Genomic DNA, 15,755 nt, shown 5'->3' with positions numbered 1-15,755 from the left:
AACGGAGACCCCCTTGCCTTCCACCCTCATCGCCGGCGCGGTGCCCGGCACCACTTCCCGCCCGCACACCCCGGACGTGGCCGACACCACCCTGACCGGCGACTTCGCCACCGACCGCGACACAGCCACCGGCCTGCTGCGCACGCTCACCGCCCGCATCACCGAACTGCCGACCCGGGGCGAGCGGACCGAGCACCAGCAGCGCACCGCCGACACCCTCCACCGGGGCGCCCGCACCCTGCGCCGGGAGTTCCTCGCCCGCCACGCGGAGCAGGTCTACACCGAGCTGACGGACGGCCACACCCGCCACCTCCGCCTGGACCGGCTCGCCGAACTGGCTGCCGACCGCTACCCGGGGCTGGTGCCCGGCCGCGACCTGCTGGCCGCCGACGGCCGGCTCGCCCAGCGCGACAAGGAAGGCTGGGAAATCGACCTCGGCATCTTCTTCCACGCCGTCCTCGACTCCCCCCGGGCCGGCTCCCACCTGCTGTGCACCATGCTGCGGCCCACCCCCGACGCCCTGGCCGCGCTCCCCGAGTACCGCCGCACCGGCCGGGCCGACCTGAAGCTCGCCACCGTCACCCGCCGCGACGGCATCGCCCACCTAGAGCTGTGCAACGACGCCTACCTCAACGCCGAGGACGACGCGGCCGTCGCCGCCCTGGAGACCGGCACCGACCTGGTGCTGCTCGACGAGGCGAGCCGGGTCGGAGTCCTGCGCGGCGCTCCCATGTCGCACTCCGCCTACCGCGGCCGACGGGTGTTCAGCGCCGGCATCAACCTCACCCACCTCTACCACGGCGAGATCTCCCTCCTCGGCTTCTTCCTGCGCCGCGAGATCGGCTACATCGCGAAGTTCACCCGCGGCCTGTGCCTGGACGGCGAGGCGGGCGGTGAGCGCTGGTGGCCACAGGCGGACAAGCCGTGGGTGGGCGCCGTCGATTCCTTCGCGATCGGCGGCGGCATGCAGATCCTGCCCACCCTCGACCGGGTGGTGGCCGCCGACGACTCGTGGTTCAGCCTGCCCGCCATGGAGGAGGGGCTCGTCCCCGGCGTCGCCAACCTGCGACTCACCGCACTGACAGGCAGCCGGCCCGCCCGCCGGATCGTCCTGTGGGGCCACCGGCTGCGCGCCGGTGACCCGGACGCGGCACTGCTCGTCGACGAGACCGCCCCGGCCGACGCCATGGACGCCGCCGTCGAGCGGGCCGCCCAGCACCTCGACAACCCCGCCGTCGCCGCCAACCGCCGCATGATGACCCTCGGTGAGGAGCCGCTGGACCTCTTCCGCCGCTACATGGCCGCCTACGCCCTCGAACAGTCCTACCGGCTGTACAGCCCGGACCTCATAGCCAACCTGGAGCGGACCTGGATCAGTCGCCGCGCCCGCAGCGGAGGTGGCCTGCGGTGACCGTACTCGAAGCGGCCACCGCCGCCCCGGCCCCTGCCGGTCCGGTCACCGCCGGTCCGGTCACCGCCGCCCCGGCCGCCGCCGCCCCGGCCGCCGCCGGGGTGCCGCCCGACCGGCAGCTGCTCATGTACCGGGCCATGGTGGTCGGCCGCGCCTTCAACCGGCAGGCCACCGCCTTCAGCCGGCAGGGGCGGCTCGCCGTCTACCCCTCCTCCCGCGGCCAAGAAGCCTGCCAAGTGGGCTCGGCGCTCGCCGTCCGCCCCACCGACTGGCTGTTCCCCACCTACCGGGAGAGCGTCGCACTGCTCACCCGAGGGATCGACCCGGTGCAGGTGCTCACCCTCTTCCGGGGCGACCAGCACTGCGGATACGACCCGGTGACCGAGCACACCGCCCCCCAGTGCACCCCGCTGGCGACCCAGTGCCTGCACGCCGCAGGGCTGGCCGACGCCGCCCGCATGGCAGGCGACCCGATCGTGGCGCTCGCCTACATCGGCGACGGCGCCACCAGCGAGGGCGACTTCCACGAGGCGCTCAACTACGCCGCCGTCCGCCGCGCCCCCGTCGTCTTCCTGGTCCAGAACAACCAGTACGCGATCAGCGTCCCGCTCGCCAAGCAGACCGCGGCCCGCACCCTGGCCGACAAGGCCGCCGGCTACGGCATGCCCGGAGTGCGGATCGACGGCAACGACGTTCTCCAGGTGTACCGGGCCGTCCACGACGCCGCCGAACGGGCCCGGGCCGGCCACGGGCCGACCCTGATCGAGGCGGTCACCTACCGGATCGACGCGCACACCAACGCCGACGACGACACCCGCTACCGCCCCGCCGGGGAGGCCGACGTCTGGGCCGCCCAGGATCCGGTCGACCGCCTCGAACGGGACCTGCTGGCCGCCGGGGTGCTCGACCGCGCCGCCGCCGACGGGATCGCCGCGGCCGCCGACGCCTTCGCCGGCGAACTGAGCGCTCGCTTCTCGGCGCCGCCGACGGGGGACCCGATGCAGATGTTCCGGCACGTGTACCACCACCTACCGCCCCACCTGCGCGAGCAGTCGGAGCGGCTGGCAGCCGAACTGGCCGCGGACGGACAGGGGGACTGATGTCCGAGATCACCATGGCCAAGGCGCTCAACACCGCCCTGCGCGACGCCCTGCGCGACGACCCCAGGACCATCCTGTTCGGCGAGGACATCGGTGCCCTCGGAGGCGTCTTCCGGATCACCGACGGGCTGGCCGCCGAATTCGGCGACGAACGCTGCTTCGACACCCCGCTCGCCGAATCGGCCATCCTGGGCACCGCCGTCGGCATGGCGATGTACGGCTACCGCCCGGTCGTCGAAATGCAGTTCGACGCCTTCGCCTACCCCGCCTTCGAACAGCTCGTCAGCCACGTCGCCAAACTGCGCAACCGCACGCGCGGCGCCATCGGCCTCCCCTTGACCATCCGCATCCCGTACGGCGGCGGCATCGGCGGCGTCGAGCACCACAGCGACTCCTCCGAGATCTACTACATGGCCACCCCCGGACTGACGGTCGTCACCCCGGCGACCGCGGCCGACGCGTACTCGCTGCTGCGTCGTTCCATAGCCTCCCCCGACCCCGTGGTCTTCCTCGAACCCAAGCGGCTGTACTGGCGCAAGGAGGCCCTCGGACTGCCGGTGGACACCGGCCCGCTCGGCTCGGCGGTCATAAGACGGCACGGCACCCATGCCACCCTCATCGCCTACGGCCCCGCGGTCACCACCGCGCTGGAAGCCGCCGAGGCCGCAGCCGAGCACGGCTGGGACCTCGAAGTCATCGACCTGCGGACCCTGATGCCGCTCGACGACGCGACGGTCTGCGCCAGCGTGCGCCGTACCGGACGCGCCGTCGTCGTCCACGAGGCGCACGGCTTCGCCGGCCCGGGCGCCGAGATCGCCGCCCGGATCACCGAACGCTGCTTCTACCACCTGGAAGCACCCGTGCGCCGCGTCACCGGATTCGACGTGCCGTACCCGCCGCCGCTGCTGGAGCGCCACTACCTGCCCGGCGTGGACCGGATCCTGGACGCGGTGGCGTCCCTGGAATGGGAGGCGGTCCCGGCATGAGCACCGAGGCCACCGCCACCTGGTTCCGCTGCCTGCGCCCCCGGCCGGCCGCCCGGATCAGGCTGCTGTGCTTCCCGCACGGCGGCGGCTCCTCCGCCGCCTTCCGCCAGTGGCACGCCCTCCTGCCCGACGACGTGGAACTGCACGCGGTCGAGTACCCCGGGCACGCCGACCGCCTCCTCGAACCACTCGTCGACGACCTCGCCCGGCTCGCCGACCGCGCCTGCGAGGCTGCACTGCCCCTGCTGGACCGGCCGTTCGCGCTCTACGGACACAGCCTCGGCGCCCTCGCCGCGTTCGAGACCGCCCGCCGGCTGGAGGCCCGCGGACACATCGCGGTCCGGATGACCGCCTCCGGGATGCCCGCACCACACATGGTGCGCCCCGGCACCGTCCACCTCGGCGACGACCGCGCCGTACTGGCAGAACTCGACCGCCTCGGCGGAGTACCGCCCGAAGTACTCGAACACCCGGACCTGCGCGAGCTCGTGCTGCGCACGGCCCGTGCCGACTACCGCCTGGCCGAGACCTACCGGACCGCGCCCGGCTCGGTCCTGCGGGCCCCGGTGACGACCCACCGGGGCCTGCAGGACCCCGAGCTGACCGGGGCCGAAGCGGCCGGCTGGCGGCTCGCGACCACCGCCGGAACCCTCCACCGGACCTTTCCCGGCGACCACTTCCACCCGGCCGCCGACCCGTACCCGGTCGTCGCCGACGTCCTGACCGGCCTGACCGGCCCCGGTGAGCCGGCCGGCGGCTCCACCACAGGACAACCGGCGGAGCGCTCACCCACCGCATCCGTGTCAACGGCGTCAGCGCGCTGACAGTGCCGCACCCGACCCTGTTGGCACGGCCCGGCCGGCCCGGAGCCCGGTCCACCGATCCGTCGACCCATCCGAGGAGAGTCATGACCAACCCGTTCGAGGACCCCGAGGCCACCTATCTCGTACTCGTCAACCACGAGGGCCAGTACTCGCTGTGGCCGTCGTTCGCCGAGGTTCCGGCCGGTTGGACGGTCACCGTCCAGGCCGCCGGACGGCAGGACGCGCTCGACCGGATCGCCGGACTCTGGACCGACATGCGGCCCAAGAGCCTGGTCGACGCCATGAACGGCACCTCCGCGTGAATGCCGCCCCCGGCCCGGCATCCGGACTCCTCGACCCGCCGCGTCCGTCGGCGCCGGCGTCGGCGTCGGCGCCGGCCGGGGGAGTCATGAGCACCGCCGACCTCCATGCGTCGGTGACCGATCCCGCACTGACCTCGATGACCCTGCTCAACGAGATCACCGGCCGGTACCCGCAGGCGGTGTCGTTCGCGGCAGGCCGCCCCTTCGAGGGCAGCTACCAGGTGGCCGCGCTCCACCGCTACCTGGAGACCTACACCCGCCACCTGGCAGGGCAGGGCCTCGACCCCGACCAGGTGACCAGCGCGCTGTTCCAGTACGGCCACACCAAGGGCATCATCAACGACCTGATCGCCCGCCACCTCGCGGTCGACGAGCGGCTGACGGTGGACCCGGCCTCGATCGTGGTCACCACCGGCTGCCAGGAAGCCATGGTCCTGGTGCTGCGCGCGCTGCGGCGCGACCCGCAGGACGTCGTGTTCGCCGCCGCCCCGACGTACGTCGGCTTCACCGGCGCCGCCCGGCTGGTCGAGATGCCGGTGCGGCAGGTCCGGGAGGGCCCCGGCGGCCTTGACCCCGACGACCTGGAGGACCAGATCCGCAGGGCTCGCGCCGCCGGCCTCACACCGCGCGCCTGCTACGTGATCCCCGACTTCGCCAACCCCGGCGGCGCCGCCATGCCGGTCGCCGACCGGGAGCGCCTGCTGCGGATCGCCGAGCGCGACAACATCCTCCTGCTGGAGGACAACCCGTACTCGATGTTCCACGACGGAGCACCGCGCCGGCCCACCCTCAAGTCGCTGGACCGCGGCGCCCGGGTGGTCTACTTCGGCTCGTTCGCCAAGACCGCCTTCCCCGGCGCCCGGATCGGCTACGTCATCGCCGACCAGCCCGTCCGGGAGGGCGGCGTCCTCGCCGACCAGCTGGCCAGACTCAAGAGCATGCTGACGCTCAACACCTCCTCCGTCGCGCAGGCCGCCATCGGCGGACTGCTGCTGGAACACGGGTGCAGCATGGAACGGGCCAGCGCACCCGCGGCGGACGTCTACCGGCGCAACCGGCACGCCCTGCTCGACGGCCTCGCACGCCGGTTCGGCGACCCGGAGCACGGCGTCCGCTGGAACACCCCGGCCGGCGGGTTGTTCGCCGTGGTCACCGTCCCCTTCCGTGCGGACGACGCGGCCCTCGACGACTCCGCGCGCCGCTTCGGCGTGCTGTGGACGCCGATGCACCACTTCTACGCCGGCACCGGTGGCACCGAGCAGCTGCGGCTGTCGTTCAGCGTGTTGACGCCGGCCGAGATCGACAGCGGCCTCGACCGGCTCGCCGCGTTCATCGCCGACCGGACCCATTGATCCATCCCCCCCAAGGGCTCGCCCCGCACCCCCGTCGGGGCGGGCCCTTCTCCACGCCCTCGCCGATGCACTCCGCCGCCTCCGTGCCGCGCCGGCCCCCCTGTCAGCACTGTCAGCGCCGTGAGGGCGGCCCCCGGCAGACTCGTGACCGCACGTCACAGCGGTGACCCGGCAGGCCCGGAGTACGACGCTGCCCCCGAGGAAGCGGCAGCCGCGCTGCGGAGGTGTGCGTACAGCCGGTGGAGGCGAACCGCCCGCCGTCCCACGCCCTGATTTCGATCCAGGAGAGACCTCAGATGACCCATGACCCCTCCGCAGGCGTGCTGACCGGGACGCGGGCGGCGGACGGCGCCCGCCGAACCTCCCTGACCGAGGAACAACTCGGCCTGCTGCTCCAGCACCGCGCCGATCCCGCCGCATCCCCGTACAACGTGCCGCTGGCACTCGACCTGCGCGGCCCCCTCGACCCCGCCGCACTGGAACGGGCACTCGGCACCCTGACGACCCGCCATCCCCTGCTCTCCGCCCGCGTCGTGGACGACGCCGACGGCCTGCCCGAGCTGGAGATCTTGCCCGGCCGCACCCCGCGTCTGGAGCGCAGCACCGTCGCCCCCGCCTCCGACGGTGCCGAAGCCGCCGCGCTGCTGGCCGTCGCACGCCACGAACTGGACCTGGAACGGGACGGCGTCCTGCGGGCCCTGCTGCTGCGTCACGGCGCCGAGCACCACACCCTGCTGCTCGTCGTCCACCACCTCGTCGTGGACGGCGAGTCCACCGCGATCCTGCTCGCCGACCTCCTCGCCGCCTACAGGGAGGGCGAGGTCCCCGGCGAAGCCCCGGCCGACTTCGCGGACTACGTCGCCGACCGCGCCCGGCGCGCCGACACGGACACCACCGCCCTGGAGGAGTACTGGCGCCACCGCCTGGACGGTGCCGACGTCGACGTCGACTTCCCGCTGGACATCCCCGGCCGCGGCGACACGCCCGTAGGCCGCAGCGTGCCCGTCGAGCTGGACGCCGACCTGTCCGCCGAGATCGGCCGCTTCTCCCGTACCCACCGGGCCGGCCCGGCCGCCGTACTGCTCGCCGCCTACCTCAAGGCGCTCGGGACGTATGCGCGCCAGTCCGCCCCGACCGTGGCCGTCCCGCTGGGCGTCCGCAACGACCTACGGTTCGAGCGCACCGTCGGCTATTTCGTCCGGACCCTGCTCGTCCGTTCCCCCGAGCAGGCCGGCCTGAGCGCGGCCGGCTTCGTGGCCCGCGTGCAGACCGAACTCGCCCGCGCCGTCGACCACTCCCAGCTGCCGTTCCCCAAGATCGCCCGCCTCGTTCCCGGCACCGACCCGGCGGACCCGCAGGTCTTCAACTGCACCTTCGTCCTGCACAGCTGGGCCGACTCCTCCGCAGCCGCCACCGAGGGCGTCGAACTGCCCGGCGGCCTGCGCGCCCGCTGGCGCCAGGACGTCCCCTCGCCCGGCCTCGGCCTGCTCACCCTCGAACTGTACGAGGGCGAGGGCCGGGTCCGCGGTCGCCTCAAGTACGACGCCTCCCGCATCGAGGCCGGCACCGCCGAGGCCTTCGCCGAGCATGTCACCACCCTCGCCCGGGAGATCGTCCGCGAGCCCGAGCGCCCGGTCACCGACCTGGCGGGCATCGGCCCGGCCGCCCGCGCCACCCTCGAACTGCTCAACGCCACCGACCACCCCATCCCCGACACCGACATCGACACCCTGCTGCGCCGCCGCACCGGGCAGCAGCCCGACCACGTCGCCGTCGAGTCCGGCGACCGTGCCTGGACCTACCGCGAGCTCGACGACCGCATCGACGCCTACGCGCAGGCCCTCACCGGCCGCGGGGTCGGCGCCGGCGACCGGGTCGGCACCATGCTGCCCCGCACCGACGAGGCCGTCGCCGCCATGCTCGCCGTACTCCGGATCGGCGCCGCGTACGTCCCGGTCGACCCGGCCCACCCCGAGGCCCGCCGGCGCCACATCGTGGACAGCAGCGGCATGCGGACGGTACTGGTCACCGCCGACACCGAGGCGGCCTGCCCGCCCGGCCCCGTACCGGTCCGCCTGGAGACGCTCACCGCCGGCCCGTCCTCCGTGCCCCGAGGCGCCCCCACCGCCGACAGCGCCCTGCACGTCCTCTACACCTCCGGGTCCACCGGCCTGCCCAAGGGCGTGCAGCTCAGCCACCGGGCGCTGGCCACCGACGTCCTCGCCGCGATCCGCCACTTCGGCATCGGCCCCGACGACGCCATGCTGCTGAAGGCGCCGTTCACCTTCGACGTGAGCGCCCACGAGATGCTGGTCGCGCTGGTCGCCGGCGCCCGGCTGGTCATCGCCCCACCGGACGCCGAACGCGACCCCGACCTGCTCGCCCAAACGCTCGACCGGCACCGGGTCACCCTGCTCCACTTGGTGCCCTCCCAGCTGCGGCTGCTGCTGGAGGCCGAGGACTTCCCCGCCAACCGGAGCCTGCGCACCGTGGTCAGCACCGGCGAGTCGCTGCCCAACGAACTGCGCCGCGCCTTCGAAGCGGTCCACCCCGCCCGCCTGCACAACGCGTACGGCCCGACCGAGACCTCGTACTCGACCGTCTTCTCCTGGCCGCGCGGCGACGCGGGCTCGTGGACCGGCCGCGGCGAGGTGCCGATCGGCGTGCCCTTCGACAACATCCGCTGCCACGTCCTCGACGACGGGCAGCGGCTGCTGCCGCCCGGCGCGCCGGGCGAGCTGTGGATCGGCGGGGGGACGGTCTCCGACGGCTACCTCGGCGATCCCGACCGGACCGCCGACCGCTACCGCACCCTCGACCTCGGCGACGGCCGCCCCGGACGGGTCTACCGCACCGGCGACCTCGTCAGGCTGCTCCCGGACGGATCCCTCACCCACCTCGGGCGGTTCGACGACCAGGTGAAGATCAACGGCAACCGGGTCGAACTCGGCGAGGTGCGCGCCGCGCTGATGGCCGTCGACGGCGTCGAGGACGCCACCGTCCAGGTCGCCCGGCACGCCGCGGGCAGCCTGCAGATCACCGCCTACGTGGTGCCGCAAGGCCTGGACGCCGCAGCGGTGCGCCGGGACGTGAGCCGGGCACTGCCCTCGCACATGGTGCCGGTGCGGATCACGCCCGTGACCCGGATCCCCCTGCTGGCCAACGGGAAGACCGACCGCCAGGAGCTGGCCCGGCTCGCCGCCACGGCCGAGCCGTCCGATGCGCAGGCCGTCGAAGCACAGGGGGCCGAAGCACCGGCCGCCACCGCGACGACCGTCTCCGTCGCCGCTGCGCAGACCTCCCCCTCCGGTGCCGTTCCGACGGCACCCACCGGTGCCCCGACGGCGTCCGCCCCCGCCGCGGTGACGCGGCCGGCCGTCCTGCCCAGGCTGCGCGCCGTCTGGGCCGACCTGCTGGGAGCCACCGAGGACAGCAGCCAGTTCTTCGAGGACGGCGGTGACTCCATCCTCGCCATGCAGCTGGTCTCCCGGATGCGGCGCGAGGGCTACACCCTGACGATGCGCGAGATCTACAAGCACCCGGTGCTCGCCGATCTCGCCGCCCATCTCGACTCCGGCGTGCCGCAGGGCCCCACCGCGGCAGCCGCCGCGCCTGCGGCCGCCGGCCCGGCCGGCGGACGGCCGCTCGCCCCCGTCCAGTCGTGGTTCTTCCGCCACATCAGGACCGATCTCCACCAGTGGAACCAGTCCGTCCTGCTGGAGCTCAACCGCCCGCTGGACGCCCCCGCGCTGCGCCTCGCCCTGCAGGCCGTCGTGGCCGCCCACCCCGCGCTCAGCGCCCGCTTCGAGCACGACGGCGCCACCGGCGACGGCAGGATGGCCGACGCGGCCCCCTTCGCCGCCTACCCGCCCCGCGAGGTGTTGTGGGAAAGGGAGTTCGGCGGTGAGGACGAGCTCGACCGGGTACTCGAAGAAGCCGAGGAGAGTCTTCGCCCCCTGGACGGCATCCACGTGCGGGCCGTCCTCGCCCGCGACCGGCGCGACGGCACCGGTCTGCTGCTGATCGCCGTCCACCACCTGGTCGTCGACGGGGTGTCCTGGCGCATCCTCCTGGAGGACCTGGAACACGCCCTCGACGCCCTCGCCGACGGCGCCCTGCCCGCTCTGCCCGCCGAGGCCTGGTCCTACGGCCAGTGGGTCGACGACCTGCCCGCCGTCGCCACCCGCCCGGGCGAGGCCGACCACTGGCTCGCCCTGGCCGAGCAGCGCAAGGCCGCCCGTACCCTGCTGCTGACCACCCCGGCCGCCGACGAGCAGGAGATCCGCCGCATCGAGTTCTCCCTCGACGCCGAAGCCACCCAGCAGCTCATCGGCCCGCTGCCGCGCCGCCTCGGCCTGTCCGTGCACGAGACGATGACCGGCGCGTTCGCCCAGGCCCTCGCCCGGTGGCGCGGCACCTCCACGGTCACCTTCGACGTCGAGACCCACGGCCGACACGGCCGCGACGACCTGTTCCGCACCGTCGGCTGGTTCACGGCCATCCACCCGGTGGTGATCAGTGCCGAACGCGCCCGGCAACCGGAGGAGTTCGTCACCGAGGCCGGCCGTGAGCTGGCCACCGTACCGCAGGGCGGCGTCGGCTTCGGCGCCTGCCGCGAGTACGAGCCCCGGCAGGCCGTGCGGGAAGCCCTGCGAGCCATGCCGCCCGCCCTGGTCTGCTTCAACTACTACGGCCAGGCCGACCAGCTCAGCCCCGCCGGCCGGTTCCGGATGTCGGGCCGCCCGATCCCCCGGGAGCACTCGGCGCGCTGCGAGCGCGTCTACGGCATCGAGGTCTACGGCATCGTCCACGACGGCCGCCTGCGGATGGGACTGACCTGGGTCCCCAGCCCCGCCGACGGCGTCGACGAGGTCGCCGTCGAGGCACTGGTCGCCCAGATGCGCTGGGTGCTCGCCACCCTCGCCGGCGCAGATCCCGACGCCGTCCTCGCCGGCGAGATCACGGCCCCCGGCCACGCCGCCCGGCCCGTCCGCACGAGCCGCACGACCCCGGCCGGACCGCGGCGCGAGAGCGTTCCGGTCACCGCCCAACAGCACGGCCTGCTCCTCGACGCCCTGGCCCACCAGGGCACCGGCCGCTACGTCGAACAGCTCCACTGGCGCTGGCACGGGCCCCTGGACACCGACCGCTTCACCGCGGCCTGGGAGGCGGTCTTCGCGCACGAGGCCGTGCTGCGCACCGCCTTCGACTGGCAGGCCGAACCACGGCTCGTCCTGCACGACGAGGGCCGGCCCGAGGTCGTCCGCCTCGCGCACGGCAGCGACGACTGGGACGACCTGCTCGAACGCGACCGGCTGCGCGGCTTCGACCTGCGCCGCCCCGGCCTGCTGCGCGCCACCCTGTTCGACGAGGCCGCCCCCGGCGACACGGAAACGGCATCCACCCGAGTCCTGCTGACCTTCCACCACGTCCTGCTGGACGGCTGGAGCGTCTCCCTGCTGATCCAGCAGTTCTACCGCGCCTACCTGGAGGGCGGCACCCTGTCCGAAACCGGCACGCGCCGTCCCGACTTCCGGGACTACTCGCGCTGGCTGCACGCCCAGGACACCGGCCCGGCCCGCGAGTACTGGTCCGCAGCCGTACCCGCGGGACCGCTCGCGGTACGCCCCGCCCTGCCGGGCGAACCGACCGGGCAGCAGGGCTCCGGCCGCGCCCAGACCCGGCTGACGCCGGCCGAGGCCGACCGCCTGCGCCGCTGGGCGGCATCCCACGCAGCCACCGAGAGCAGCGCGCTCAACACCGCCTGGGCCCTGCTGCTCAGCCGCGCCTGCGGCAGCACCGGACCCGTCCGGGTCGGCTTCGGAGTGACCGTCTCCGGACGCGGCATCCCGCTCGACGGCGTCGAACGCCTCCCCGGCCTGCTGATGAACTCCCTGCCCATGACCGTCGAGGTCGACCCCGCGGCGACCGTCCCCGGCCTCCTCGCCGGCCTGCGCGACCAGGCCCTGGACATGGCCTCCTACGAGTGGGTGTCCACCGGCCAGATCCACGAGTGGAGCGGCCGCGGAGCCGGCGAGAAGCTCGTCGAGAGCCTCCTCGTCCTGGAGAACTACCCGCGCTCCCAGGACGGCCTGGAGAACGACCTCGCCGACCAGGGCATCCGGGTCGAACTCCCCGACGCCGCCGGTTCGGAGACCGCCTTCCCCGTCGCCCTGCTCGCCTACCGCGACACGGACGGCAGCCTCGTGCTGGCCGCCGTCCACGACCGGTCCCGCCTGGCCGACGCCGAAGCCGCCACTCTGGTCGAGCTGTGCGCCCGGCTGCTGCGCGACCTCCCGGTGACCGGCGACGACCTCACCACCGTCGCCGATCTCCTGGAGACCATCCCCGACGACGCCCTGCCCATGATGGCCGACCGACCCGTGGGCGACCGCGCCGACGACGCCGCCTCCTGGCCCGAGGGCCCCGACACCCAACTCCTGCGGGACGCCTGGCAGGCCGTCCTCGGCACCGCGGACGTCGCCCCCGGCGACCACTTCTTCGAGGCCGGCGGCCACTCGCTGCTCGCGATGAAACTGCTGCGCGAGATCGCCGAACGCACCGGCCGCACCCTGCGCCTGGACGATCTGCTCGCACACCCCACGGCCGGGGCCCTGGCCCGGCTGCTGGCCGACGGCCCGGGCACCGGCGAGGGGGGCGTACTCGTACCGCTGCGCGAGGCCGCCGACCCGGACGCCGGAACCGTCTACCTGGTCCACCCCCCGGGCGGGCAGGTCGCCTGCTACGCCCAGCTCGCCCAGAGCTACCCGGGCCCCGAAGCCCTCACCGGCATCCGCGACCCGCGCGTCGACCAGGCCGAGCCGGAGCACCTGACGACCGAGCAACTCGCCGGAATCTACCTGGAGGCGCTGCTCCCGGTCCTGGAGAGCGGCCGGCGGGTCGTGCTCGGCGGCTTCTCCGGAGGCGGAGTCATCGCCTACGAGATCGCCCAGCGGATCACCGCCGACGGCTGGCAGCCGCCCCTCGTCGTGATGATCGACGCGGGTGCCCCCGACGGAGAGATCACCGACACCGAGGCCGAGGGCTCGTTCGCCTCCAGGCTGCGCGCGGTCGCCGAGAACCGCGCGGACACCGCGGCGGGCACCGGGGCGGACACCAAGACCGACACCAGGCCGCACCCCGCCGACGACCCGGCGCAGGGCCGCACCGACGAGCCCGCCGACGCCGACGCCTACCTCGCCGAACTCGCCCAGATCGCCGACTGGGTCCGCGGCGACGGCGGCGGCGACCCGGTCGCCCTGATGACCGACAGCGTCGAAGCCGTCCAGCGGTACCGACCCCTGCCGTACCAGGGGCCCGTCGCGGTCCTGCGGGCCGGCGACACCGGCTTCGGCCGCGGTACCGACTACGACGAGTCGGACCGCTTTCACGGCCGCCCGGGCCTCGGCTGGGAAGACCACTGCGAGGACCTCGCCATCCGGATCGTGCCCGGCAACCACGTGACCATGCTGACCGGCGACAACGTGCGCACCCTCGCCCGCATCCTGGCGTCCGCCGCCAGGACCTGACCGACCCCCGGCCCCCAAGGAGCGCCTTCCCATGTCACGACCCCGCAGGCGGATCACCCTCGCCGGCATCATCGACGGCCCCGGCGGCCACGTCGCCGCCTGGCGCCACCCCGCCACCCAGGCCGACGCCCAGCTCGACCTCGACTTCCACGTCCGCAACGCGCGGACCCTGGAACGCGGCCTGTTCGACGCCGTGTTCATCGCGGACATCGTCGCCGTGTGGGGCACCCACCTGGATTCCCTGTGCCACACCTCGCGCGCCGAGCACTTCGAGCCACTGACGCTGCTCGCCGCCTACGCGGCCGCCACCGAGCACATCGGCCTGGCCGCCACTGCCACCACCACCTACAACGAGCCGCACCACATCGCCCGCCGCTACGCCTCGCTCGACCACCTGAGCGGCGGCCGCGCCGCCTGGAACGTCGTGACCTCCGCGGCGCCGTGGGAATCCGTGAACTTCGGCCGCGCCGATCACCTGGAGCACGGCCGGCGCTACGAACGCGCCGAGGAGTTCATCGACGTCGTCAAGCAGCTGTGGGACGCGGGCGCCGACCTCCGCGACGGCCTGCCGGGCACCCCCGTCCACCACCACGGCGAACACTTCGACGTCGTCGGGCCGCTCGACGTGGCCCGCCCCCCGCAGGGCCGGCCCGTCATCATCCAGGCAGGGTCCTCCCCGGTCGGCCGGGAGTTCGCGGCCCGCCACGCCGAAGTCATCTTCACGCGCCACAACCGGCTCGCCGACGCCCAGGACTTCTACACCGACCTCAAGGCCCGAGTCGCCGGCCACGGCCGCGACCCGCAGAAGGTCCTGGTCTGGCCGACCCTCTCCCCGATCATCGCCGGAACCGAAGCCGAGGCCCGCGCCATCCTCGCCGAACTCCAGGACCTGGTGCCCGACCACGTCGCCCTGCGCACCCTGCAGGACTTCCTCGGCTTCGACCTGACCGGCCACCCCGTCGACGGACCCGTCCCCGACATCCCGTACACCAACCAGTCCCAGAGCACCACCGAGCGTCTGATCGGCCTCGCCCGCCGCGAGAACCTGTCGATCCGCGGCCTCGCCCTGCGCCTGATGGGCGACGTGATCGCCGGTACGCCCGAGCAGATCGCCGACCACATGGAGTCGTGGTTCACGCAGGGCGGCGCGGACGGCTTCAACATCGACTTCCCCTACCTCCCCGGCTCGGCCGACGCCTTCGTCGACCACGTCGTCCCCGAACTCCAGGCCCGCGGCCTGTACCGGACCGCCTACGAGGGCACGACCCTGCGCGAAAACCTCGGCCTCGACCTCCCCGTACGTTCCCAGAAGGCAGGTTCCGTGTGATGTCCGCCCAGAACACCGCCCCCGCCCCGCTGCTCATCGCGGCCGTCGCCCCCCACACCAGGGGCCCGCTGGACCTGCGCGGTCTCAAGGCCCTCGCGCACGCCGCCGAGCGCGTCGGCCTCGACGCCCTGCTGCTCGGCGACGGCGACGCCGAGGCACCGGCCGCCTACGAAGGCACCACCGCCGCCGCGGCCCTGGCCGCCGTCACCGAGCACATCGGCCTGCTGCCGGCCACACCGCCGGGCAGCCTCGCGCCCTACCATCTGGCCCGGATCACCGCGTCCCTCGACCACCTCAGCCACGGCCGGGCCGGCTGGTGCGCGACCGGCACCGGCCCGGGCACCGCCGCCGCGGCCGAGTACCTCCACGTCGTCAAGGGCCTGTGGGAGAGCTTCGACGCCGACGCCTTCGTCCACGACCGCGCCGGGGGCGTCTACTGGAGGCTCGACGGCCTCCAGCGGCTCGACCACGACGGCGAGCACTACACGGTCGCCGGCCCGCTGAACGTCGCCCGCCCGCCCCAGGGCCACCCGGTGATCGCTGCGACCGACCCCGTACTCGCCGCCGACGCGGACCTCCTCCTGCTGGAGACCGACGACCCGGCCGAGGCCGGCCGGATCCGCGCCCGCGTCCGGCAGGACGTCCTCGACGCCGGCCGCGACGCGGACGCCGTCAAGGTCGCCTTCACCCTGCCCACAGGTGCCGGCGCCGACGAGATCGCCCAGTGGTGCACCGCGCGACTCGCCGACGGGTTCATCGTCCCGCTCACCGCGCCCGACGACCCGTTCTTCACCACCACCGCCGAAGAGCTGCGCCGTTGCGGCCTGCTCCGCGCCTCCTCCACTCCCCGCACGACACTGCGCGACCGCCTCGGCCTGGCGCACCCGGCCGGCCGGCTCGCCGCCGCGGCGTCCTGACGGAGCG

The 15,755-nt window shown here is 74.1% G+C and carries 9 protein-coding genes; all 9 read left to right on the top strand.

Annotated features, from left to right (window positions below; genetic code table 11):
- Window positions 1-13: 13 nt before the first annotated feature.
- Window positions 14-1,411, top strand: a complete 1,398-nt coding sequence (locus OG624_RS41475; protein ID WP_331720989.1) for an enoyl-CoA hydratase/isomerase family protein — start codon at window positions 14-16, stop codon at window positions 1,409-1,411.
- Window positions 1,408-2,511 carry a thiamine pyrophosphate-dependent enzyme gene (locus tag OG624_RS41470; protein WP_371640949.1) on the top strand — a complete coding sequence of 368 codons (1,104 nt, stop codon included), beginning with the start codon at window positions 1,408-1,410 and terminating at the stop codon, window positions 2,509-2,511. Before OG624_RS41475 ends, OG624_RS41470 begins: the two co-directional genes overlap by 4 nt.
- Window positions 2,511-3,497, top strand: coding sequence for an alpha-ketoacid dehydrogenase subunit beta (locus tag OG624_RS41465; RefSeq protein ID WP_033226912.1), 987 nt, complete (start codon window positions 2,511-2,513; stop codon window positions 3,495-3,497). Before OG624_RS41470 ends, OG624_RS41465 begins: the two co-directional genes overlap by 1 nt.
- Window positions 3,494-4,321 carry a thioesterase II family protein gene (locus OG624_RS41460; protein WP_331720988.1) on the top strand — a complete coding sequence of 276 codons (828 nt, stop codon included), beginning with the start codon at window positions 3,494-3,496 and terminating at the stop codon, window positions 4,319-4,321. The genes OG624_RS41465 and OG624_RS41460 overlap by 4 nt, the downstream gene beginning before the upstream one ends.
- Window positions 4,322-4,404: 83 nt before the next feature.
- Window positions 4,405-4,623: an MbtH family protein gene (locus OG624_RS41455; RefSeq protein WP_033226914.1), complete on the top strand. Its 219-nt coding sequence runs from the start codon at window positions 4,405-4,407 to the stop codon at window positions 4,621-4,623.
- Between the two features lie 86 nt (window positions 4,624-4,709).
- Window positions 4,710-5,975, top strand: a complete 1,266-nt coding sequence (locus OG624_RS41450) for an aminotransferase-like domain-containing protein (RefSeq protein WP_033226916.1) — start codon at window positions 4,710-4,712, stop codon at window positions 5,973-5,975.
- Window positions 5,976-6,271: 296 nt separating this feature from the next.
- A complete protein-coding gene (locus OG624_RS41445; RefSeq protein ID WP_331720987.1) occupies window positions 6,272-13,504 on the top strand; it encodes an amino acid adenylation domain-containing protein in 7,233 nt (2,410 codons plus the stop codon).
- A 31-nt stretch (window positions 13,505-13,535) separates the two neighbouring features.
- On the top strand, window positions 13,536-14,831 hold the full coding sequence (locus OG624_RS41440; protein ID WP_033226919.1) for an LLM class flavin-dependent oxidoreductase: 1,296 nt from the start codon (window positions 13,536-13,538) through the stop codon (window positions 14,829-14,831).
- Complete coding sequence (locus OG624_RS41435) at window positions 14,831-15,748, top strand: LLM class flavin-dependent oxidoreductase (protein ID WP_331720986.1); 918 nt, start codon at window positions 14,831-14,833, stop codon at window positions 15,746-15,748. Before OG624_RS41440 ends, OG624_RS41435 begins: the two co-directional genes overlap by 1 nt.
- The last annotated feature ends 7 nt before the right edge of the window (window positions 15,749-15,755 follow it).

The sequence above is a fragment of the Streptomyces virginiae genome (assembly GCF_041432505.1).
Taxonomy (GTDB): Bacteria; Actinomycetota; Actinomycetes; order Streptomycetales; family Streptomycetaceae; genus Streptomyces; species Streptomyces virginiae_A.
Note: the sequence above shows the minus strand (reverse complement) of the source record. Positions and strands in the feature narration are given on the sequence as shown.

Coding starts and splice junctions, on each gene's coding strand:
- OG624_RS41465 (WP_033226912.1), top strand. CDS start 2,511: ATGTCCGAGATCACCATGGCCAAGGCGCTCAACACCGCCCTGCGCGAC.
- OG624_RS41460 (WP_331720988.1), top strand. CDS start 3,494: ATGAGCACCGAGGCCACCGCCACCTGGTTCCGCTGCCTGCGCCCCCGG.
- OG624_RS41455 (WP_033226914.1), top strand. CDS start 4,405: ATGACCAACCCGTTCGAGGACCCCGAGGCCACCTATCTCGTACTCGTC.
- OG624_RS41450 (WP_033226916.1), top strand. CDS start 4,710: ATGAGCACCGCCGACCTCCATGCGTCGGTGACCGATCCCGCACTGACC.
- OG624_RS41445 (WP_331720987.1), top strand. CDS start 6,272: ATGACCCATGACCCCTCCGCAGGCGTGCTGACCGGGACGCGGGCGGCG.
- OG624_RS41440 (WP_033226919.1), top strand. CDS start 13,536: ATGTCACGACCCCGCAGGCGGATCACCCTCGCCGGCATCATCGACGGC.
- OG624_RS41435 (WP_331720986.1), top strand. CDS start 14,831: ATGTCCGCCCAGAACACCGCCCCCGCCCCGCTGCTCATCGCGGCCGTC.